This is a genomic window from Rhizobium sp. FY34 (genome assembly GCF_005222845.1).
GTDB lineage: Bacteria > Pseudomonadota > Alphaproteobacteria > Rhizobiales > Rhizobiaceae > Neorhizobium.
Window position 1 is genome coordinate 111,075 of the sequence record NZ_STFZ01000018.1, and the last position, 19,072, is coordinate 130,146.

At 60.7% G+C, this 19,072-nt stretch carries 18 protein-coding genes; 9 read left to right on the forward strand and 9 right to left on the reverse strand.

Annotated features, from left to right (window positions below):
- Positions 1 to 16 precede the first annotated feature (16 nt).
- Entirely contained in the window at positions 17 to 958 is a 942-nt protein-coding gene (locus tag E8M77_RS14765; protein ID WP_137131403.1) for a lysylphosphatidylglycerol synthase domain-containing protein, read from the forward strand.
- On the opposite strand, the gene E8M77_RS14770 is transcribed toward E8M77_RS14765, so the two are convergent.
- Positions 932 to 2,479 (reverse strand): phospholipase D-like domain-containing protein, encoded by a 1,548-nt coding sequence (locus E8M77_RS14770; protein WP_246659273.1) that lies wholly within the window; start codon positions 2,477 to 2,479, stop codon positions 932 to 934. The genes E8M77_RS14765 and E8M77_RS14770 overlap by 27 nt on opposite strands.
- A gap of 69 nt (positions 2,480 to 2,548) precedes the next feature.
- Complete coding sequence (gene asnB / locus E8M77_RS14775) at positions 2,549 to 4,495, reverse strand: asparagine synthase (glutamine-hydrolyzing) (RefSeq protein WP_137131766.1); 1,947 nt, start codon at positions 4,493 to 4,495, stop codon at positions 2,549 to 2,551.
- A 510-nt stretch (positions 4,496 to 5,005) separates the two neighbouring features.
- Here asnB and E8M77_RS14780 point away from each other — a divergent pair.
- From E8M77_RS14780 to E8M77_RS14800, 5 genes are all read left to right on the forward strand, one after another.
- Complete coding sequence (locus E8M77_RS14780) at positions 5,006 to 6,790, forward strand: sensor histidine kinase (RefSeq protein ID WP_137131767.1); 1,785 nt, start codon at positions 5,006 to 5,008, stop codon at positions 6,788 to 6,790.
- A 2-nt stretch (positions 6,791 to 6,792) separates the two neighbouring features.
- On the forward strand, positions 6,793 to 8,154 hold the full coding sequence (locus tag E8M77_RS14785) for a sigma-54 dependent transcriptional regulator (protein ID WP_137131404.1): 1,362 nt from the start codon (positions 6,793 to 6,795) through the stop codon (positions 8,152 to 8,154).
- 209 nt (positions 8,155 to 8,363) lie between these two features.
- Positions 8,364 to 9,347, forward strand: coding sequence for a tripartite tricarboxylate transporter substrate-binding protein (locus E8M77_RS14790; protein WP_137131405.1), 984 nt, complete (start codon positions 8,364 to 8,366; stop codon positions 9,345 to 9,347).
- A 157-nt stretch (positions 9,348 to 9,504) separates the two neighbouring features.
- Positions 9,505 to 9,966, forward strand: coding sequence for a tripartite tricarboxylate transporter TctB family protein (locus E8M77_RS14795; protein WP_137131406.1), 462 nt, complete (start codon positions 9,505 to 9,507; stop codon positions 9,964 to 9,966).
- Between the two features lie 9 nt (positions 9,967 to 9,975).
- Positions 9,976 to 11,481 (forward strand): tripartite tricarboxylate transporter permease, encoded by a 1,506-nt coding sequence (locus E8M77_RS14800; RefSeq protein ID WP_137131407.1) that lies wholly within the window; start codon positions 9,976 to 9,978, stop codon positions 11,479 to 11,481.
- A 21-nt stretch (positions 11,482 to 11,502) separates the two neighbouring features.
- Here the strand turns inward: E8M77_RS14800 and E8M77_RS14805 are convergent, their stop codons facing one another.
- The 4 genes from E8M77_RS14805 to E8M77_RS14820 all read right to left on the reverse strand — a co-directional run bounded on the left by E8M77_RS14805 (position 11,503) and on the right by E8M77_RS14820 (position 14,081).
- Positions 11,503 to 12,561, reverse strand: coding sequence for a LacI family transcriptional regulator (locus E8M77_RS14805; protein ID WP_137131408.1), 1,059 nt, complete (start codon positions 12,559 to 12,561; stop codon positions 11,503 to 11,505).
- Between the two features lie 210 nt (positions 12,562 to 12,771).
- Positions 12,772 to 13,332: a type 1 glutamine amidotransferase domain-containing protein gene (locus tag E8M77_RS14810; RefSeq protein ID WP_137131409.1), complete on the reverse strand. Its 561-nt coding sequence runs from the start codon at positions 13,330 to 13,332 to the stop codon at positions 12,772 to 12,774.
- A gap of 41 nt (positions 13,333 to 13,373) precedes the next feature.
- Entirely contained in the window at positions 13,374 to 13,571 is a 198-nt protein-coding gene (locus tag E8M77_RS14815) for a hypothetical protein (RefSeq protein ID WP_137131410.1), read from the reverse strand.
- A 237-nt stretch (positions 13,572 to 13,808) separates the two neighbouring features.
- Positions 13,809 to 14,081, reverse strand: a complete 273-nt coding sequence (locus E8M77_RS14820; RefSeq protein WP_137131411.1) for a hypothetical protein — start codon at positions 14,079 to 14,081, stop codon at positions 13,809 to 13,811.
- A 271-nt stretch (positions 14,082 to 14,352) separates the two neighbouring features.
- On the opposite strand from E8M77_RS14820, the gene glgX reads away from it, so the two are divergent.
- On the forward strand, positions 14,353 to 16,434 hold the full coding sequence (gene glgX, locus E8M77_RS14825) for a glycogen debranching protein GlgX (protein ID WP_137131412.1): 2,082 nt from the start codon (positions 14,353 to 14,355) through the stop codon (positions 16,432 to 16,434).
- Between the two features lie 156 nt (positions 16,435 to 16,590).
- Here glgX and E8M77_RS24245 read toward each other — a convergent pair whose 3' ends face one another.
- The gene (locus tag E8M77_RS24245; RefSeq protein ID WP_246659274.1) at positions 16,591 to 17,088 is read right to left on the reverse strand and encodes a DUF2934 domain-containing protein; all 498 of its coding nucleotides are present in this window, start codon (positions 17,086 to 17,088) and stop codon (positions 16,591 to 16,593) included.
- Between E8M77_RS24245 and E8M77_RS14835 the strand changes: the two genes are divergently transcribed.
- Positions 17,075 to 17,290: a hypothetical protein gene (locus E8M77_RS14835; protein WP_137131413.1), complete on the forward strand. Its 216-nt coding sequence runs from the start codon at positions 17,075 to 17,077 to the stop codon at positions 17,288 to 17,290. The two genes, E8M77_RS24245 and E8M77_RS14835, sit on opposite strands and share 14 nt — an antisense overlap.
- Before the next feature lie 125 nt (positions 17,291 to 17,415).
- Here E8M77_RS14835 and E8M77_RS23910 read toward each other — a convergent pair whose 3' ends face one another.
- Together E8M77_RS23910 and E8M77_RS14840 are read right to left on the reverse strand one after the other, a co-directional pair.
- Positions 17,416 to 17,586 (reverse strand): hypothetical protein, encoded by a 171-nt coding sequence (locus E8M77_RS23910; RefSeq protein WP_170975890.1) that lies wholly within the window; start codon positions 17,584 to 17,586, stop codon positions 17,416 to 17,418.
- A gap of 217 nt (positions 17,587 to 17,803) precedes the next feature.
- A complete protein-coding gene (locus tag E8M77_RS14840; RefSeq protein ID WP_137131414.1) occupies positions 17,804 to 18,196 on the reverse strand; it encodes a hypothetical protein in 393 nt (130 codons plus the stop codon).
- Positions 18,197 to 18,377: 181 nt separating this feature from the next.
- Between E8M77_RS14840 and E8M77_RS14845 the strand changes: the two genes are divergently transcribed.
- Positions 18,378 to 18,878 carry a sigma-70 family RNA polymerase sigma factor gene (locus E8M77_RS14845; protein ID WP_137131415.1) on the forward strand — a complete coding sequence of 167 codons (501 nt, stop codon included), beginning with the start codon at positions 18,378 to 18,380 and terminating at the stop codon, positions 18,876 to 18,878.
- The last annotated feature ends 194 nt before the right edge of the window (positions 18,879 to 19,072 follow it).

Here is a 19,072-nt window from a genome sequence, read left to right on the forward strand (position 1 = left end):
ACAGCGGGGAGCGTTCGTGACGCGGCTACTCATCAGACTTCTTATCGCCCTCATCATCTGCGCGGCGATCGTCCTCGTCTATCGCAGTCTCAGCCGTTACAGCTGGGAGGATATTACCGCATCGCTCGCCCTCATTCCCGGTTGGCGGCTGATGACGGCCTCCCTCTTCGTTGCGGCATCCTATACCTGCCTGTCGCTGTTTGACTGGCTGGGACTGCGCTATGTCGGCAAGCCGCAATCCTATCCGCGTGCGGCGCTTGCTTCGTTTACGGCGCTCTCCATCGGTCACAATGTCGGCGGTGCGGCGCTGTCGAGCGGGGCCGTGCGCTATCGTTTCTATACGCGCTGGGGGCTGACGGGTGACGAGGTGGCAAAAGTCATCCTGTTTTGCGGTGCGACCGTTCTTCTGGGGCTGAGCACGCTGGCCGGCATCACGCTGCTTCTGATGCCGGAAGCGGGCGAGGGCCTGCTGCAACTGGGGCCGCAGGCACGCTTCTGGCTCGGCATCGCATTTCTCGCATATCCGGTCGCTTACTTCATCTGCTCGATCTGGGGCCGGCCGCCGTTGAAATTCCGTTCTTTTCGGATGGAGATGCCGACGACGCCCATGTGTGCCGCACAGATCCTTGTCGGCACGGTGAATTTCGGTTGTGTTGCCGGCGCGCTCGACCAGTTGCTGACCACATTTACCGAAGCCGGCTACCTGCAGGTGGCCTCGGCCTATGTCACCGCGACGATTGCCGCGATGTTGAGCCATGTGCCGGGAGGTCTTGGCGTGCTGGAGGCCACGATGCTGCTGCTGCTGCCGGCCAGCGCTTCCATCGGCGCGCTGGTGGCATTCCGGGTGCTCTACTATTTCATTCCACTGATGATCGGCGTGCCGCTGCTTCTCGTCTCGGAGGCCTATTTCCGCCGCTGGCCGCCCGCTACCCTAGGAGAAGCTGCGCGTCAGGCGTGAGAGTGCCCAGCGCGTGCCGACCTTCAACTGGCGAAGCGGCCAGAAAGGCCGGCGAGGATCGACAATCGATGTGCCGACGAGCGAATCCGTTTCGCCGTTCAGCACATCGACGGCAAAATTGCGCAAGCCGCGTGGCTTGTAGTTGAAGCGGTCGATGGTGCGGATCAGCGAGCCGGTTTCCGCCATGCTGCGGGCGATCTCGGCGGGGGTCGCATCGAGATGTTCGGCCATCAGATCATGGCGCAAGGCGAGCACCGCCCGGCGGCCTTCCTCGGTGACGGGTTCAAAGGCAAGGTCTGCTTCGGTATCCAGCCCTTCGGACCGGTTGTTGAGGTTGGAGGAGCCGACGCGGATGAAACGATCATCGATCACCACCAGCTTGGAATGCACGATGATCTCGCGCTCCTTGCCGGTCTCATCGCGCGTCACGGCAAAATAGACGCGCAGCCTTCCGTGGCGATCCTGTCGCTTCATGCGGCGGATCAGCCGCGTGCGATTGTTGCCCATCATCAGCTTTTCCAGAAAGCCGTGCGATTCCTGCGTCACCAGAATGACGATTTCCGGGCCATCCGGCTCACGCAGGCGATCGATGATCGTGCGGGCTATGCTGAAGGAGGCCAGATACTGCGATTCCAGATAGATGTGCCGCTTGGCGGCTCGAAGAGCGTCATGCGTCATCTGTATGGCATCGCGGCGGCCATGCCTGCCGTTCCAGAACAGTGGTTCGGTCAGCGCCAATGCCGCCGGGCAATCGCGAAGGGCAGGCTCCAGATCCGCAGGCCAGAGATCGTCCGTATCATCGTGCGACGGATCCAGAACCTCGCTGGTTGCGCGTTTCCAGCGTATGCGGCAGGCATCGCCGACAAGCCTTGCGGCATCGCCCGAGATGATCGATTGCAGGTCATGGACCGGGCCGTAACAGGTGCCATCCGGCGAGCAGCGCAGCGGATTGGGCAGCGCGTGGCGCCGGTCATCCCAGCGGCGGGCGGTCAGATCAATCCCGCCGAGAAAGGCGACGGCCTCGTCGACGCAGACCATTTTCTGGTGGTGGCTGGCGCGCAGCGGATGGTGGAAATCAAACTCCAGTCGAATGCGGGGATGGTCGTTCCAGCCAGCTTTCTGGAAGAGCTTCAAGCTCTTGCCGGAATAGACAGGGCCCATGGCCCAGACGAGGATGTGCACTGTCAACTCTTGGCAGGCATCGACGCGGGCGCGCAGGATCTCACCCAGCGTCGGGCTGTCCGGTTCAGTCGGCGTGAGGCGAATGTCCGGGTTGAAATCCCAGCCGACAATCAGGATGGTGCGGCGTGCCTTTTGCAAAACCTGCTCAAGCCTTTGGTAATAATCGGCACCATCGATCAAAAATGCAGCGCGGTCGCAGGAGACGCTGCGCCAGGCATTGCGACCCGGCTGAATAATGCTGTGCGTCTTCGGTTTGGAAATCCCCTGCGCCATCGGCCTGCTCACATCCACGGTTGTACCCCCCTTGCTCCGCTGTTTTGCCGACAGAAACGCAGACATGCGCCGGCGGTTCCCGAAGGCCGCCGGCGTATCATCGATCAGATGCGAGGTGGGTGGTGGCGGATTGTGTCAGGCATGCCGCCGGGCGCGGGCCGTCTGTGCTGCAAATCGCTGCTGCCAGATCTGGCTTGAGAGCATGCCGATAAAGGCGGCGTTATCGCGAAAGCCGGTGAGCGGGCGGGCGGCTGCCTTCTGCGCCAGTTTGGTCGTGGCGCGCGGATCAAACAGTCCGGCATCCGTGACCGCCTTTTCCGACAGAAGACCTGCGGTGACGGCCTGGCCGGCAGGACCGGCAAAGGAGGCGCTGTCTGGCGCGCGATAGGGCTGTTTTGGCCGCTTGCCGACGAGTTCCGGCAGGAGATCACGCGCCACCTCGCGCAAGATGTGCTTTTCCGTCAGTCCCTTCAGTTTCAGGGCCGGCGGCAGGCGGGTGGCAAGCTCAACCAGCCGGTGATCGAGGAAGGGAAAGCGCCCCTCCACGCCATGCGCCATGGCCATGCGATCGCCCTGGCTCGACAGGATATAGCCGGGCAGAAGGAATCGGGTTTCCAGATATTGCGCCTGATGCAGCGGGTGCCACTGGCCAAAACGCGCCGGCAGGCGCGAGACAAGATCCTCTGCCGCATCATAGCCGGCAAGCGTGCTGCGCAGGGCATCGGAGAAGAACAGCTTGGCGCCGGCTGTGTTGCGCATGCGCGGGCGGTGCGAAAACAGCGGATCGTCGAGCCGGTCCTGGCTTGTCCCGAAAAAGGCGGAGAGATAATCGGCGGTCTGCGTCTGCAGGCCGGGCAGATAGGGGTAGAGCTTGCGAAACAACAGCGGCCTTCGGCGTGAACCGGGCTGGCTTGCGCAGAAACGGCGCAGTTTCGCCTCCTTGAAAATGTCGTAGCCGCCGAAAATCTCGTCGGCACCTTCGCCCGTCAGCACGACCTTCATGCTATTGTCGCGCACAAGGCCCGCCAATGAATAGAGCGGCGCCGGTGCCGTGCGCAGGATGGGCCGTTCGGCAAAGCGGATCACCTCGGCAAAGACACGTGCAATGTCATCCGGCCCGCAGCCTATGGAGCGGTGATGGGTGGAAAGCGCGCCTGCAACATCGTGCTGGAAGGCGCTCTCATCGTGCTCGGCGCTGTCGAAGGTCACGGAAAACGTATTGAGCCCGCCTTGCGCCATCGGGGCTGCCAGCGCGCAGATGAGCGAGGAATCAAGCCCGCCGGACAGATAGGCGCCGACCGGCACATCTGCACGCATGCGAAGCCTGACCGCATCCGTCAGAAGCGCCAGCACCTCTTCGCGTGCGGTTTCCGGGTTTGTCTCAACGGGTGTGTCGCCAAGATCGGGATAGTCGAGCGTCCAGTAGGGACGCACGTCGAGGTGGCCGTTTTCCAGCGCCATGCACTGGCCGGGCTCCAGCTCGAAAATATCCTTAAAGGCGGTGCGCGGTGCAATCGGTGCCCAGAAGGTGAAAATCTGGTCGAGCGCGAAGGGGTCCATGGTGGCGGTCATGCCGGGCAGGGCCAACAGCGCCTTTACCTCGGAGCCGAAGACGAGGCCACGGCCGCGACGGGCATAGAAGAGCGGGCGTACGCCCATCCGGTCGCGGGCCAGCAGCATGCGGTGGCGCCGGGCATCCCAGAGGGCAAAGGCAAAATCGCCGTTCATATGGGCAAGGCAGGCGTCGCCATAGGCCTCGTACAGGGCGAGGATCACTTCCGTATCGCTGCCGGTGCGAAACCGATAGCCTTTGGCCTTCAGTGCCTCGCGCAGCTCGACATAGTTGAAGATCTCGCCATTGAAGACGATGGTGAGCGCGCCATCGGCGGAGGCCATCGGCTGCTGGCCGTCGCCGAGACCGACGATGGATAGGCGCACATGCGCCAGCCCCACCGCATCGCTCTGCCAGATGCCACGCGCATCCGGCCCGCGATGGGCAATTGCATCCGCCATCGTGGCAAGCAGCGAGGGGAATTCGGACGGATCGATCTCCGCATCGCAAAAGCCGGCAAATCCGCACATCGGCATGGTCCGTCATGGAAAGGGTCAGGAGTACCCTGCTTAACTGCACATGGCTTTTCAGCGTCTAAATGCGTTGCAAAACAAGTCACTCAATCGAAAACGCGGTTAATACCAAGTGTCGATGATAGAAACCTATTGCGCCGGAGCGATTTTGGTTTCCGGCTAGGAGAAAACCGCAGTCGGACCTCTCGGTCCGGCGAGGATTTTCGACAACGTCCGGGAGGCAAAAGCGCCCGGTGCTTCGCATGGGCCGGATTTCGTTCACCGGCAGCGTCGCAATCCTCGACCGATGCCAACAGCATCGCTCTCCGGTATGCTCCTTGCCGGATGAACGTCTCCGCTCCCACGCAATGGGTTCCTATCATCGACGCTTGGTATAAGAATAGCTTGCGCTTGTGCCGGCCGTGGAGCTGCGCTCTTGTCATGCAGGGCAAGATGCGGTGAAGTCCGCCAGGGAGGTGCAAGGATTTGACGAAACGGTTTTTATCGGCCCTGATTGTCTGTCTCGTCATGGGCATCGTCTTTGCCGTGCATGGCGGTGAAATCATCCTGCGCCGTTATCTCGATGGAGCGGCAAACCAGGGCGGCACGACGCTGCGGCTTGCGGTGGCAGCGCTTGAGGGGCATTTGCGGCGCTACGAGCCGCTGCCGGCGCTTATTGCCGACCAACCGACCATCGAGGCGCTGATCCAGTCGCCCAATGATCCGATCCTGCGTCACGACACTAATCTTTATCTGAGCGGCATCAATGCTCTGCTCAAATCCTCCGATATCTACATGCTGACGATGGATGGCGAGACGATTGCCGCCAGCAATTATGATCTGCCGACCAGTTTCATCGGCCAGAATTTCAGCTACCGGCCCTATTTTCAGCAGGCGGCTGCCGGCGCGCAGGCGCGTTTCTATGCGCTCGGTACCACGTCTGCCAAGCGCGGCTACTATTTTTCCTCGCCGATCCAGATTGCCGGACGCACGCTTGGCGTCATCGTCTTCAAGGTGGATATCGATACGATCGAGGCCTCCTGGGTGGGGGGCGATGCGCGCATCTTCGTGTCGGATCCGGAAGGCATCATCTTCATGACCGGCACACCGGAATGGCTCTACAGCGCCGTTTTGCCGCTGACGCCGCAGCGGCTTGCCCGCACCGAGGCCTCGCGCCGCTATTCGGATGCGGCGCTGAAGGAATTGCCGCTGACGGAAAGCACGCAGGCCGGCCACCGGCTGATGACTGTCGGCGACAAGGACGGAAGCCGAGAATATCTGGTGTCCTCGCAGCTGATGCCAGAGGCGGGCTGGACGGTCAATGTTCTGACCGAGACGACGCTTGCGCGGGCGCAGGCCCAGACGGTGATGGTGGCGGGTCTGCTGATGCTTTGCCTTGCCGGTCTCGGGCTTGCCATTCTCCTGCAAAGGCGGGCGCGGCTTGCCGAGCGGTTGCACTTGCAGGCGAAGGCGCAGAGCGAGCTGGAGAGCCGTGTCGAGGAACGCACGGCAGATCTTGCCCGCGTCAACAGCCGCATCGAGGAAGAGATTGCCGAGCGGCGCCTGACCGAGCAGCAATTGCGCCAGACGCAGGCCGATCTCATCCAGGCCGGTAAGCTGGCCGGCCTTGGACAGATGTCGGCGGCCCTGTCGCATGAGTTCAACCAGCCGCTCGCCGCCGCCAAGACCTATACCGATAGCGCCGCCGTGCTGATCGAGCGTGGCCGGCTGGAGGAGGCAAACGACAATATCCGCCGCATTTCGGCGCTGATTGACCGCATGGCCTCCATCTCGCGGCATTTGCGCAATTTTGCCCGCAAGCCCAATGAAAAGCTGGGGCCGGTTATTCTCGAGGATGTCATCCGCGAAACTTTGGAAATCGTCGCGGCACGGCTGAAGGCGGCGGATGCCGAGCTTCTCCTCGATCTCGATCCGCAGGTGCCTGCGGTGAAGGCCGGCTTCGTGCGCCTGCAGCAGGTGCTGGTCAACATCATCACCAATGCCGCCGATGCGGTGGAGGGGCTGGAGGATCGCCGGATTGCGCTTTCCGTTCGCCCGGAGGGCGACATGGTGGTGATCGAGGTGCGCGATCGCGGGCCCGGTGTGCAGGCCGCTATCCGGGAAAGGATTTTCGATCCGTTTTTCACCACCAAAGGTGTGGGCAAGGGCTTGGGGCTTGGGCTTTCCATATCCTATAACATCGTCAAGGATTTTGGCGGCAGCCTCAGCGTCGATGACGACCCGGACGGCGGCGCCGTGTTCAGGATCGCATTGCCGGCGGCAGGCGCGATATTGGGCCAGGCAGCGGAGTAGGCATGCAGCGTGTAATGTTGGTCGATGACGAGGAGGAGCTTCGCCGCTCCACCGCGCAGGCGCTGGAATTGGCGGGGCTTTCCGTGCAGACGCTTTCCAGCGCAGATCATGTGCTGGAACTGATCGGCTATTCCTTTGATGGCGTCGTCGTCAGCGATATCCGCATGCCGGGCATTGACGGCATGACGCTGATGCACCGCATTCGTGAATTGGATGCGGAAATTCCGGTCATTCTCGTCACCGGCCATGGCGATGTGCAACTGGCGGTGAAGGCCATGCGCGAAGGCGCCTATGATTTCATCGAAAAGCCGTTCACCACGCCGCATCTGGCAGGCGTTATCCGCCGCGCCATGGACCGGCGCGGGCTGGTGCTGGAAAACCGGCGTCTTCGCGCCGTGGCCGGCAAGCGCGACGATCTGGAAGCAAGGCTTCCCGGTCGCACGCAGGTCATGGTCGATCTGCGCTACCAGATCCGCGCCATCGGTGCGACAGATGCCGATACGCTGGTGATCGGCGAGACGGGCGTTGGCAAGGAGGTCGTGGCGCGGGCGCTGCACGATGTCAGCCCCCGCGCCAACAAGCCCTTCATTGCCATCAATTGTGCCGCACTGCCGGAAAATCTCATCGAAAGCGAGTTGTTCGGCCATGAGGCGGGCGCCTTTCCCGGTGCGCTGCGGCCGCGCTACGGCAAGTTCGAGCATGGTCGCGGCGGCACCATCCTGCTGGACGAGATCGGCTCCATGCCCTTTGACCTGCAGGCAAAATTCCTGCGCGTACTGCAGGAGCGCGTCATCACCCGTCTCGGCTCCAACGAGACGGTGGGGCTCGATGTGCGCTTCATCGCCACCAGCAAGGTCGATCTGGAAGAAGAGGTGGCGGCGGGCCGCTTCCGCGCCGATCTGCTCTATCGGCTGAATGTTGCAACCCTTCGGGTGCCATCGCTTGCGCAGCGCCGCCCGGATATTCCGCTGCTGTTCCTGCAATTGGTGCGCGAGGCCTGCGCCCGCTATGGCCGCGACGATATCGACGTGCCGCAGGAGGTCGTTTCGTCCGTCGGGCAGAAGGACTGGCCGGGCAATGCGCGCGAATTGCGCAATGCCGCCGATCGGCTGGTGCTGGGGCTTGATATGCGGCCCGGCGATGGCGGCGCGCTGGTCAAGCCGGAAAGCGGGCGGCTGGCAGATCGGGTCGCCGCCTTCGAGCGCAATATCCTCGCCAGTGCCATTGCCGCGCATGGCGGGGCTCTCAAACCCGTCTATGAGCAGCTCGGAATCAGCCGCAAGACGCTTTACGAGAAGATGCAGAAATACGGTCTCGACCGGAAACTGCTGTCGCCGGAAAGCCTGTCGGAGCTGGAAGACTAGCGGTTCTGGTCTGTGATGGGTGGATATCCACCCGTGCAAAATCGCTCATGTAGCGGTTTCCACCCATATTGCGGCGCAAAAGCGACAGAAAACCTTGCGGTCATGCTCTGCTGCGATTGCGGAAATTGTCGCTGCAACGGCAGATGGGGCACCAAGCCGCACGGGAGGAGCCGTTGCGGCTGGCTTGATTTCATCTGAGGAGGATGTCGATGAAAATCTTCAAGGCTCTCGCCTGCGCAACCGCTGTTGCTGCCGTTACCCTGTCGTCCACCCTTGCTGGCGCTGCCGGTTATCCCGAGCGCTCGATCACCATGATCGTGCCCTTCTCCGCCGGTGGCCCGACCGATACGGTTGCCCGTCTCGTGGCTGAATCCATGTCCAAGGATCTCGGCCAGCAGATCATCATCGAAAATGTCGGCGGTGCCGGTGGCACGCTGGGCGCCGGCCGTGTCGCCAATGCGGATGGCGACGGTTACACGCTTCTGCTCCACCATATTGGTATGGCCACCAGCGCCACGCTTTACCGCAAGCTGGCCTACAATACGCTGGGTGCCTTTGAATATGTCGGCCTCGTGACTGACGTGCCAATGACCATCGTCACCCGCAAGGACATGGAAGCCAAGGACCTCAAAGGCCTCATCGAGTTTGCCAAGGCCAATAAGGACAAGGTCACCGTGGCCAATGCCGGCATCGGCGCGGCATCGCATCTGTGCGGCATGATGTTCATGAGCGCCATCCAGACGCCGCTCGTCACCGTTCCCTACAAGGGCACCGGGCCGGCAATGACGGATCTGCTCGGCGGCCAGGTCGATATCATGTGCGACCAGACCACCAATACCACGAAGCAGATTCAGGGCGGCACGATCAAAGCCTATGCGGTGACCTCGCCCAAGCGCCTCGACGTGATGAAGGATGTGCCGACGGCTGTCGAAGGCGGCCTTCCCGGCTTTGAAGTCGGCATCTGGCATGGAATCTATGCGCCGAAGGGCACGCCGACCGAAGTGACTGAACGCCTGTCCAAGGCGCTCAAGGTTGCTCTGAAGGATGCCAATGTCTCGGCGCGTTTTGCCGAGCTCGGCACCGTTCCGTCATCGGAGAGCGATGCAACGCCTGCGGCTCTCAAGGCCAAGCTGGAAGGCGAAATCGCCCGCTGGAAGCCTGTCATCGAAGGTGCCGGCCAATACGCAGACTGACTGTAGTGCCGTCTGCATTGCCCAATGCGGACGACCCCTGCGACTGTTCTGATCGCTGAATGCGGAGCAGTCGCAGGGGTATCACACAGGCTTTGCCGGCCGTGCGCAAACGATCGGCTATGGGCGGGCTTCGCTCTGATCTTGCTTCGGGGGACACATGAAATCCATTCGATTTGATAAAACCAATGCCCTGTGCGGCGCGCTCTTCGTGGCGTTCGGGCTGTTTTTCGCTCTGCAGGCGATGGGTCTGGAAACGGGAACCGCCTTTCGCATGGGGCCGGGCTATTTTCCGCTGGTGCTCGCCTGCGTGCTCATTTTGTTCGGTCTGATCATCGTCGTGCAATCGCTGCGGGTCGAACACGAAGGTATCGGTCCGATTGCCTGGCGCGGCCTTCTCTTCATCCTGCCGGCGCCGATTTTCTTCGGCTTTACGGTGCGCGGTCTCGGCTTCGTGCCGGCGCTGTTTTTCACAGCCTTCATCGCATCCTTTGCCTCGTCGCGCATGACGCCTGTGATGGCGGTCGTGCTGTCGGCGGGGCTGACGGTGTTTTCGGTGCTGGTGTTCAGCTATGGTCTGGGTCTGCCATTCCGCAGCTTTGGCCCCTGGCTCGGCTACTAGGAGCGCATGATGGAACTGTTCGACAACCTGTCGCTGGGTTTTTCCACGGCGACCACGCTTCCCAACCTGTTCTTCTGCCTGATCGGTGTTCTTCTCGGCACGCTGATCGGTGTTCTGCCGGGGATTGGTGCGACAGCCACGATTGCCATGCTGCTGCCGATCACCTTTCAGCTGGAGCCTGTGTCTTCGCTCATCATGCTTGCCGGCATTTATTACGGTGCCCAATATGGCGGCTCGACCACGGCCATTCTCATCAACATGCCGGGTGAAAGCTCGTCGGCGGTGACGGCCATCGACGGCTACCAGATGGCCCGCAAGGGAAGGGCAGGGGCAGCGCTTGCCATTGCAGCCCTCGGCTCCTTCTTTGCCGGCACGGTCTCCACCTTCCTGGTGGCAATCTTTGCTCCGCCGCTCACCTCGATTGCGCTGCAGTTTGGTGCTGCCGAATATTTCTCGCTGATGGTGGTTGGTCTTGTTTCGTCCATCGCGCTGGCCTCCGGCTCCATCGTCAAGGCGCTGGCCATGGTCGTGCTCGGCCTGCTGCTCGGGCTTGTCGGCACAGACATCTATTCCGGCACGCCGCGCTTCACGCTTGGCATCCGCGAATATGCCGATGGCCTGAATTTCGTGGCGGTGGCCGTGGGTGTTTTCGGCATTGCTGAAATCCTGCGCAACCTGGAAGGCGAGAAGAACCGCACGCTGCTGATCTCCAAGGTGACAGGTCTTTTGCCGACCAAGGACGATTTCAAACAGATGATTGGCCCGGTCTTGCGCGGCACGGCCATCGGCTCGGCGCTCGGCATCCTGCCGGGTGGTGGCGCGATCCTGGCCGCCTTTGCCTCCTATACGGTGGAAAAGCGCGTTTCCAAGCATCCGGAAGAATTCGGTCACGGCGCAATTGCCGGTGTGGCCGGGCCGGAATCGGCCAATAATGCCGGTGCCCAGACCTCGTTCATCCCGCTGTTGACGCTCGGCATTCCGGCCAATCCGGTAATGGCGCTGATGATCGGCGCGATGATCATCCAGGGTATCGTGCCGGGGCCGAATGTGGCGACCGAACAGCCGGCGCTGTTCTGGGGCATCATCGCTTCCATGTGGATCGGCAACCTGATGCTGGTGGTCCTCAACCTGCCGCTTATCGGGCTGTGGGTTAAGCTGCTGACAGTGCCCTATTATGTGCTGTTTCCGATCATCATGGCCTTCTGCTCGATCGGCGTCTACAGCGTCAACTCCAACGTCTTCGACCTCTATGCCGTCGCCTTTTTCGGCTTCATCGGCTATGTGCTGGTCAAGCTGCGCTGCGAGCCGGCGCCGCTGCTGCTCGGCTTCGTGCTCGGTCCGCTGCTGGAAGAAAATCTGCGGCGCGCGATGATCCTGTCGCGCGGCGATCCATCCACCTTCCTGACGCGCCCGATCAGCGCAACGCTTCTCGGCCTTGCACTGATCGTCCTCATCGTCGTGCTTTTGCCAAGTGTGCGCAAGAAACGCGAAGTGGTGTTCCAGGACGACGAATAAAAAGCCGCTCGCTGGCTTTGATCAGAAGCCCGTCACGGTCTGCAGATGTTGCAGCTCCGTGGCGGGCTTTTCCTGTGCTATGCGCTGAACCAGAAACTGCCCCATCAGCCGCCCGGCTTGCGACAGGTCCTCGTAAATGGTCGGGATGCGCGGACGCACCTGGTCGAACAGGCCGGAGGTCTGCTTGGCCACCAGATGAACATCCTTTCCCAAAGTCAGGCCCCGGTCATAGGCCGCCGCCATCACGGCCATGGCCACTACTTCGCCGCCGCAAACCACGCCGTCCACCCGGTCATCCCTCGCGAAACAATCATGGAAACAATCCCTTATGGCGTCGGATTTGCTGTCCAGCGTCACCATATGCGGGATCTCGAAGGAGAGGCCGGCCTCGTTGATCGCTGCCATGAAGCCCTCCCGCATGTGGAGGGCAAATGTGTAGTGGCTTGGCGGCAGAATGATCGCCAGTCTGCGGCTGCCGGCCTCGATCAACCGTCGCGCTGCGCGGTAAGCAAAGGCGCGGTTGTCGTAATCGACAAATGGATGCGCAATGCCAAGTTCCGTGCGACCGTGGCAGATGAAGGGGAAATCATTGTCCAGAAGTATCTTCACTCGCTCGTCTTGCGGCTCCGTGCGCGTGAAGATCACGCCATCGGCCATGCGGTTGCGCAGGATGTGACGCACCGGCTCCACCTGCGGGCGGTCGGAAAAATGTGGTGTGATGATCAGGTGATAGGGCGTGTCGCGCAGGGCCTCCGTCAACCCGTTGATCATCGAGGTGGCATAGCCAAGGATTTCCTCGTGCGGATCCAGCACCAGGCTGATCACATGGGTGCGCCCGGTGCGCAGCCGCTGGGCGGCACGGTCCGGCAGGTAACCGATCTCCACGGCCACCTGCGCCACCCGCTGGCGGGTTTCCAGCGCGATTTGCGGTGCGCCGGCAAGAGCACGCGAAACGGTAGTTATCGCAAGACCGGTCAGATCGGCAATGGTGCGCAGGGTCGGCTTTGCCAGATCCACCTCATCCAGGCCCTTGGCCTGCCGGGGCACGCGCTTTCGCCGCCCGCGTTCCTCAAGCGCCATTGATCAACTCCTCCACATGGGCTCCCACACCCGATACCGGAATTGACATAAATCATACTTTTGGCTTCAGACAAATCACCGGGCAGCGATTTGTCCCATGGTTTCAAGGAACTTCCATGCGCATGCCGTGTTGGTTTGTTCGATGCATGAAAACGCCGCCCCCGACAGTCGGGAGCGGCGGATAAGGTCTCGGCAGCAATTGCGTTGCCGTCAGGCGGCGCGCCGTTCGTGGCGGCCTTCCTGCACTGCCTCGACGATCTTGGCGACGAAAGCCGGCAGATCATCCGGTGCCCGCGAGGTGATGATGCCCTGGTCTGTCACAACGGCTGAATCCTCCCAGAGGGCACCGGCGTTCTTCATGTCGGTCTGTATCGAGTGATAGGAGGTTGCCTTGCGGCCACGCAGCGCATCAGCTTCCACCAGAAGCCAAGGGCCGTGGCAGATGGCAGCGACGGGCTTGCCGCTTTTCACGAATGCACGCACCAGGTTCACGGCATCTGCATCGGTTCGCAGCACATCCGGATTGATCTGCCCGCCCGGAATGACCAGGGCGTGGAAGTTGTCGGCGTTGACGTCCTTGAACGTCATGTCGACCGGCACGCTGTCGCCCCAATCTTTGTCATCCCAGCTCTTGATGTCGCCGGTCTTCATCGAGGCGATCTTCACATCGGCGCCCAGCTTGCGCAGTTCCTCCAGTGGCACGCGCAGCTCGGAACGCTCATAGCCATCGGTCGCGATGATCAGGATCTTGGCGGATTGAATATCGGTCATGGTCATAGTGTCCTTGTCTCTTGAGGATTATCGTGTCCGCCTCAGAGGCGGCCAGTCGACATGTCCCGGCCGTTGATGGAGGCGGGGACGCTCATTTCCTCGGAAAGTACCCTTGGCAGCGGCAGATCGACGCTGTCGGGCATCACCACATGCAACTCGTGTGACGTTGGAGGGCTTGGCAGCGGCGCGGCACTTTTCATGCCTATCAGGTTCTTCAGTCTGCTCAGGATGGTCTGCATGTCTCTCTCCCATGGCGACTTTGCGAGGTTTTGTTCCTCCACTCGAGGGTTAACCCGCTGCGTCGCACATGGTTCCGTCGGCAGATGTTGCTCCGCTGCGGACATGAAGACTGAGACTGACATTGGCTGACCGGTCGACCGGGATTGTGTTGTGATGATTGGGGAAGAGGTGCTTCGCCAGGCGGCGGGAGCAGCAAAATGCTCCCGCCATGGTCTATGCGACAGAATTTCCGCGTCTCAATATTTCCGCTGTCTGGCCTGGGCCCTTGCACGCGCCGCGTCCATGATCGAGCGGATCTCACTGGCGGCGCTGGTCTGGGTGATGAGACCGGGCCCCGGAACCACGCCTGGATCCTCTTCATGGTCCTTGAAGCTTGCATCTTCCGCAAGTCGGCTGGTGAAACTCTGGAGGCTTTCTTCGCCGCCCAGAAGTGCCGCGATGAAGTCAATCATCAATTCCCGATGGGCGTTCAGCCGACCTTCCATTTCTTCGGCGGACATGACCGTCATATCGTTTTCCTCGCTTCAATCGTGCGCAATGAGTTAGGGCGCACTGCCCACATTCAAACGTTGCAAAAGGGGAAAATGTTACTGAACACATCAAAAATATTTAATGCAAAATTTTTTATAAGCCGCAAAACCGGACACGACCATGGGTGGCAGGTGTTTCCCGCAGCTTTTTTCCATCATTTCGGTGCGGCCCGACGTGAAAAGGCATCGGCGGTGCGGAACGAATGGCGGCATTGCGCTTTGTTGGAACACAGTGACAACAAGGTGCTGCATGGATACACAATCACACAATTTTGCCGTGGAAGTGGGGTCCTGGCTGGAACTCGGCGCCAATTTTGACGGGCAGGGCACCAACTTCGCCATTTTCTCAGCCCATGCGGATCGGGTAGAAGTCTGCCTTTTCGATCCGGCGGGCAAGACGGAAATCGCGCGGATCGAGTTGCCGGAATATACCCACGAGGTCTGGCACGGCTATTTGCCGGGCGTGAAACCCGGCCAGCTTTATGCCTACCGCGTGCATGGCCCGTTCGATCCCGAAAACGGCCACCGCTTCAATGCCAACAAACTGCTGATCGACCCTTATGCGCGCGAACTGGTCGGCGCTTTCGACTGGAACGATGCGCATTTCGCCTATGATCTTCTGCATGAAGACAAGGACCTGACCTTCGACGAGCGCGACAGCGCGCCCTATACGCCAAAATGCCGGGTGATCGATCCCTTCGCCTTCGACTGGACCGGCGACAGCCGCCCGAACATTCCCTGGCCTGCCACTATTGTCTACGAGACCCACGTTAAGGGGTTCACCATGCTCAATCCGAGAATTCCGGAAAACCAGCGCGGCACATTCGAAGGCATGGGCCACAAGGCAACGGTCGATTACATCAAGAGCCTCGGCATCACCTCCGTCGAGTTGATGCCCGTGCACGAGTTTCCCGATGACCAGCACCTCCTGGACAAGGGGCTGCACAATTTCTGGGGCTACAACACGATCGGCTTCTTTGCGCCGGCATCGCGCTATTATGGCCCGGCCGGCCTGCAGGGCTTTCGCGACATGGTGCGCGCCTTCCATGACGCCAATATCGAGGTGATCCTCGATGTGGTCTACAACCATACGGCGGAAGGCAACGAGCTTGGGCCGACGCTGTCGCTGAAGGGCATCGACAACTTTTCTTATTACCGCACGCTTGCCGATAATCATCGCTACTATGTGAACGATACCGGCACCGGAAACACGGTCAACACCTCGCATCCGCGCGTCTTGCAGATGGTGATGGATTCGCTGCGCTATTGGGTTGACCACATGCATGTCGACGGGTTCCGCTTTGATCTGGGTACCATTCTCGGCCGCGAGCCGGCAGGCTTTGACGAGCGCGGCGGTTTTTTCGATGCCATCACCCAGTGCCCGACGCTCTCCAAGGTCAAGCTGATCGGCGAGCCCTGGGATATCGGTCCGGGCGGCTATCAGGTTGGCGGCTTTCCACCGGGCTGGGCCGAATGGAACGACAAGTACCGCGATACGACGCGCGAATATTGGAAGGGCGACCAGAACACGGCACCGGATTTTGCCGCACGCCTGCTCGGCTCCGGTGATATCTACGATCTTCGCGGTCGTCGCCCCTGGTCGAGCGTCAACTTCCTTGCCGCCCATGACGGTTTCACGCTGAACGACATGGTGTCCTACAACGAGAAGCACAACGAGGCGAATGGCGAGGACAATAACGACGGCCATAACGACAACCGCAGCTATAATTACGGTGCCGAAGGCCCGACGGGTGACGAAGGCATCAATGCGGTGCGCGAGCGGCAGAAGCGCAATTTTCTCGCCACCCTGTTTCTCTCGCATGGCACGCCGATGCTGCTGGCCGGTGACGAGTTCGGGCGCAGCCAGATGGGCAATAACAATGGCTATTGCCAGGACAGCGAAATCTCCTGGGTTCAGTGGGAAGGCTTGCCGGAAACCAATGAGGCGCTGCGCACCTTCACCCGTCATGTGATTGCCCTTCGCCACAAGCAGCCGATCTTCCGGCGGGAAAGCTGGCGCGATGGCATGGAAGTGAACTGGTTCAATGCGGGCGGCGGTTACCAGCAGCCGGATCATTGGCTGGAGGGTAGCACGCTTGGCCTGCATCTCGGTCGCCGGGACCTCGAAGGTCAGCCAGGTATCTGGTCGGATGCGCTTTTGCTGTTCAACCCGTTTGAAGGCACCGTGCCGTTCAAGATCCCACCGCTTAACAAGGGCCGCTGGATCCTCGAACTGACCACCGCCGATTCGACGCTGCGCGGTCAGGAAATCGACCAGGAGGAAGATTTCGAGCTGGAAGGCCGCAGCCTTGCAGTGTTCCGCCGAGGCTGAGCGTGTCTTTCACTTTGAACTGCAATGTTCGCCCTCGGGCGGTCGATTTGCGTTGCAGTCATATGCCACATCCAGAAAGCACAAAAAGGCCCTTGCCGCCGCGCAGACCTCCGCGACGGTCGTGATTGTCCTGATGGCTATGCCGGGTGGGCCCGTTTATGACGCGGGCTTGGGCGTGCGTTTCTTGACCGCAGAGGGCGGCGCAACTTTGGGTGCCGGCTTTGCCTTGGCCTTTGGCGCAGCAACCGCTTCGCTCACAGGCTGGCTGTCCGCGGCTGCTGCTGCCGCAGATTTGCGCCGGGCAGGGGTCTTTTTCGGCCCCTCGCTTTTTGCGTCTGCCATGCCGCTTTCATATTCCTGTCGGGCCTGTTCCCAATGCGCGGCATCCTTGCCGTGCGGTTGGCCGTCCTGTTCCCACAGCTCGTAGGCTCGACTTCTGATCCAATCTTCCGAATCCGCCATCATCCTCTCCATTCGCCAACCGCCCAAACGCGAGGGCAACCGCATGGTTCCCGACGCAGACGGATTTTGTGCGTTGCGGGGCACACTAGCAATCCCGACTGATCTAAATTTTTTTGCACATTGCGCGGAACCTTTGTCTTCCTGCCGCGTTCTGCGCGCGGGTGAGGAGGACCCGATCATGGAAAAATGCATCGATATCATTCCGCATTCCAGCGGCTGGATCTATGTGCTCGACGGTCAGCCGTCGGCATCTTATCCCTGCTATGACCTGGCTTTGAAAGCTGCCCGCGCGCAGGCCGCCCGCGATGTGCAGACCCTGCGCCGGCCGGTTTTCCGGCGCATGGAAGTCAGCGGCGAGATGACGAACTTAGTTCCGCCAGCCTGCCATCCGTAACATTGAACGGAACCGGAATGCCGATACGGAAAAGCCCACGACGGCACAGGTCGTGGGTTTTTTCATCATCTGGACATGCTACAGGGATTGGGCCGTTTGGCAGCAGGGCTTTGCTGCTCCTTGCCTTATTCGCCGGACTGCTTGTCGAGTTTGTCGCCCAGAGCCGTCTGCAACTGCTGTGCAAGGGCGAGCAGCCCGTCTGGAACCGGCTCCTTCTCGATGTCCGTCAGGAGATCGGCAACCTTTTCGCTGACTCTCGTTCCCAATAGGGCCTTACTGTCGGTCTCTTTATCCATGTTCTTCATCCATGTTCTTCGTCATTCTGACCTCCGGAGACCCTGCCTTTGCATCGCTATCCGAGGCCGCAGGCTGAAGGACCGTATCATCCTGTATTCTAAACTACTGACAACCGTAGAAGGGTCCCGCTTGTCAATGAGAAGAACACGCAAAGACACGCCTGAGCGCGTGTTCTGCAATCAGGCGTGTCATATTGGTCAGGCGGGTTACGTGTGGTTAGCCGCGTCCGTCGCCCCGGCCGGGAATGGAGGTGATGGTTGCAGACACCGGGTCGCTGGCCGGGAAGCTGTCTTCGAGCCCCTCGTTCAGCTGGTCCTCGATATCCTGACGGTGCGTTTTCGTATCCATTGCGGCCGATGCTGCGGTTGCCGCAGCGGCTGGACTAACGTTCAAGTGCTCCGCTACGATCATTTCATTTGGCAATTCATCATTGTTCACCAGACGGCTCAGATAGTCCTTGGCCCTGGCCACGGCATTGGTGCGGTTGACGTCCGAAACATCGGAGCGCAGGCTGACGGAGATGACGTCACCGTCATCAGCGATGAATTCAACGGTATAGCCTGCGTTGGTGCCGCCCGCGGATATGACCTGCGCGCCAATGATGCTCATGGTCTTTCACTTTCTCAACTGCTTCTGCGTTGGCTGGAGAACGGGCAAGACGCTGAATTGGTTCCCCTGCTGCCCAGCGTGTTGCGCCAACCGCCGATCGCATCTGTAAGCGGAACCAAATACAGACAGCTGACGTTTGCCACCGTGAATAAGCCCACAGACATTGGAGAGGTTATCAACGGTGTCCGAAACACAGTGGAGCTGCGATCCTGCACGTGCAGATATCGTCAAGCTCATACCCGCCCTGCGCGCCTTCGCTCGAACCTTTTGCCGCAATGCGTCAGACGCCGATGACCTTGTGCAGGAAACGCTCATGAAGGCGCTGGGCAATCTCGACAAGTTCGAGCCGGGCACCAAGCTGAAATCCTGGCTGTTCACCATCATGCGCAATACCTTCTATACCCGCGCCAAGGTGCTGGGTCGTGAAGCGCCGGGTCTGGAAGAATGCGTGTCGGGCGACAGTCCGATGGATGCCACGCAGGAGATCCAAATGAGAGCCAAGGAGGTGCAGCATGCGCTTTACCGACTGCCACCCCATTACCGCGAAGTGCTGACACTGGTTGCCATTCTGGGTGAAAGCTATGAGGCGGCGGCAGAAATCTGCGATTGTGCGGTCGGTACCGTGAAGAGCCGGCTAAACCGCGCCCGCCATCAGATCCTGCAGGAACTGGGCGAGGAATGAACAGGTCAATCCCGGTCTGACGATGTGGTGCAGCCTTGCGGCTGGTAGAGGGGCCGGAATTTTCCCGAGGGCTGAAAGTTAACCGGGCGGCAGCGCTCAAATGGCTTGTCGCCTCTCGTATTCTTGGGATTTTCAATATGACCGTTACGATCACAGCGATCCTCTTTGCGCTGATGGGGATCGCGCTTGCCGGC

Excerpts from the sequence above, each read along its gene's own strand:
- E8M77_RS14770 (WP_246659273.1), bottom strand. The coding sequence starts at position 2,479 with ATGTCTGCGTTTCTGTCGGCAAAACAGCGGAGCAAGGGGGGTACAACC.
- asnB (WP_137131766.1), bottom strand. The coding sequence starts at position 4,495 with ATGTGCGGATTTGCCGGCTTTTGCGATGCGGAGATCGATCCGTCCGAA.
- E8M77_RS14780 (WP_137131767.1), top strand. The coding sequence starts at position 5,006 with ATGGGCATCGTCTTTGCCGTGCATGGCGGTGAAATCATCCTGCGCCGT.
- E8M77_RS14785 (WP_137131404.1), top strand. The coding sequence starts at position 6,793 with ATGCAGCGTGTAATGTTGGTCGATGACGAGGAGGAGCTTCGCCGCTCC.
- E8M77_RS14790 (WP_137131405.1), top strand. The coding sequence starts at position 8,364 with ATGAAAATCTTCAAGGCTCTCGCCTGCGCAACCGCTGTTGCTGCCGTT.
- E8M77_RS14795 (WP_137131406.1), top strand. The coding sequence starts at position 9,505 with ATGAAATCCATTCGATTTGATAAAACCAATGCCCTGTGCGGCGCGCTC.
- E8M77_RS14800 (WP_137131407.1), top strand. The coding sequence starts at position 9,976 with ATGGAACTGTTCGACAACCTGTCGCTGGGTTTTTCCACGGCGACCACG.
- E8M77_RS14805 (WP_137131408.1), bottom strand. The coding sequence starts at position 12,561 with ATGGCGCTTGAGGAACGCGGGCGGCGAAAGCGCGTGCCCCGGCAGGCC.
- E8M77_RS14810 (WP_137131409.1), bottom strand. The coding sequence starts at position 13,332 with ATGACCGATATTCAATCCGCCAAGATCCTGATCATCGCGACCGATGGC.
- E8M77_RS14815 (WP_137131410.1), bottom strand. The coding sequence starts at position 13,571 with ATGCAGACCATCCTGAGCAGACTGAAGAACCTGATAGGCATGAAAAGT.
- E8M77_RS14820 (WP_137131411.1), bottom strand. The coding sequence starts at position 14,081 with ATGACGGTCATGTCCGCCGAAGAAATGGAAGGTCGGCTGAACGCCCAT.
- glgX (WP_137131412.1), top strand. The coding sequence starts at position 14,353 with ATGGATACACAATCACACAATTTTGCCGTGGAAGTGGGGTCCTGGCTG.
- E8M77_RS14835 (WP_137131413.1), top strand. The coding sequence starts at position 17,075 with ATGGAAAAATGCATCGATATCATTCCGCATTCCAGCGGCTGGATCTAT.
- E8M77_RS24245 (WP_246659274.1), bottom strand. The coding sequence starts at position 17,088 with ATGCATTTTTCCATGATCGGGTCCTCCTCACCCGCGCGCAGAACGCGG.
- E8M77_RS23910 (WP_170975890.1), bottom strand. The coding sequence starts at position 17,586 with ATGGATAAAGAGACCGACAGTAAGGCCCTATTGGGAACGAGAGTCAGC.
- E8M77_RS14840 (WP_137131414.1), bottom strand. The coding sequence starts at position 18,196 with ATGAGCATCATTGGCGCGCAGGTCATATCCGCGGGCGGCACCAACGCA.